The 1,599-nt window shown below is 66.8% G+C and carries 1 protein-coding gene; it reads right to left on the minus strand.

All coding sequences use genetic code 11. From position 1 onward, the window contains the following. Positions 1–693: 693 nt before the first annotated feature. Positions 694–1,104 carry a RidA family protein gene (locus C1J01_RS47945; RefSeq protein WP_111185790.1) on the minus strand — a complete coding sequence of 137 codons (411 nt, stop codon included), beginning with the start codon at positions 1,102–1,104 and terminating at the stop codon, positions 694–696. Positions 1,105–1,599 lie beyond the last annotated feature (495 nt).

Genomic DNA, 1,599 nt, shown 5'->3' on the forward strand with positions numbered 1-1,599 from the left:
CTCCACCCCTCCCCCACGCGGCCGGGCGCATCACCTGGGATGTCAGTGTGGACTCCACCACCGCCGGCGCGCATCAGCACGCCGCAGGTCCGCGTAAAAGGGGATCTGCAGGCCGAGCCGCCCGGTGGCCGTTGCGGTGAGAAGCCGGCCGATCATGGACTGGGGCGCTTCCGTGGCGGACTGACCACCAAGCTGCATCTGGCCTGTGAGCAGGGTCAAAAGCCGCTGTCGATCGTGCTCACCGCCGGGCAGCGTGGCGACACCCGCAGTTCACCGCACCCATCGACGGGGTCCGGGTGTTACGCCTGGGGGGAGGCCGCCCCAGAACCCACCCCGACCGGGTCCTGGCCGACAAGGCCTACGCTTCCCGGGCCAACCGCGCCAACCTGCGGCGGCGCGGTATCAAGGCCGCCATCCCCAGCAAGGCCGACCAGGACGCCAGCCGTCGCGCCAAGGGATCCAAGGGCGGTCGGCCACCTCTCTTCGACCCGCACGTCCACACCCAGCGCCACGCCTTCGAGTCGGTATCAACCGCCTCAAGCGCCATCGCGCTGTGGCCGCGCGACACGACAAGCTCGTCGTGCGCTACGCAGCGACCATCCTCGTCGCCGCGATCGACGAATGGCTCCAACCGGCTTCTATACAGGCTCCAGACCTAACCGTGTCCGCTTGCGCCAGGTTGGACGCTTACGCTCAGGAGTCAAGTACGGCGGCGACGGCTTCGATCTCAACGAGCTGGTCCTCGTAACCGAGCACGGTGACTCCCATCAAGGTGCTCGGTACGTCATGTTCACCGAACGAGTCCCGGACTATCTTCCAGGCGGCCCCCAGATCCTCCTGCCGGGTGGACGCGACGAGAACCCTTGTGCTGATGACGTCCTGCAATGATGCGCCCGCGGCAGCGAGGGCCGTCTGCATGTTCTCGATGGCTTTCGCTGCTTGGCCTGCGTAGTCGCCAATCGCTGCCGTCGAGCCGTCCTCGTTCAGGGGACACGCTCCGGCGAGGAAGATGAGTCGTGACTCGGCAGGCGCCGTGGCCGCGTAGGCGTACTGAGCGACGTCGGACAGAGAAGCGGAGCGGATCAAAGTGATGGCGCTAGGCATGGCCACTCAGGTCCTTCACATCGGGTGCAAAGCGACCATGCTGGCATGGGCATGTGACTGCCGCCTCCTATTTTCGTAGGCCGAGCCGCCTGGACCTCGCGGACCACCCATGGTCACGCCGCCACCAAAGATGCGGCACGACGATCGCGCCAGGGTGGCCGATCACTGTTCGAAGGCGATCGGAGGGGCTTCGTTTCTCAACCCCTTCTTGTTCGCCGTGCGCTACGAAACCACGATGCTCTCGCCGCGATCAGCTCTGATCGACTTCGATACAGGCCCTTGATGGCCGGCGGCATCCAGAGCCGTCTCATCGGCGTCAGCGGCAGCGGTGAAGGCGCCAACGGCGGACCGGTGGCGCCTTCACGCAGGGGTGGGTTACGCCGCCACTCGCTCCTCTGTCAGGTGCGCGCTGTCCAGGGGCGTTTCGTCGGCGTCGGTGGTGGTGGTGGGGGCGCCGAGGATGCGTACGTTCCCGTCGTCCGCGCTGAGGGGGGT

It is taken from the genome of Nonomuraea aridisoli (assembly GCF_003236395.1).
GTDB classification, from domain to species: Bacteria; Actinomycetota; Actinomycetes; order Streptosporangiales; family Streptosporangiaceae; genus Nonomuraea; species Nonomuraea aridisoli.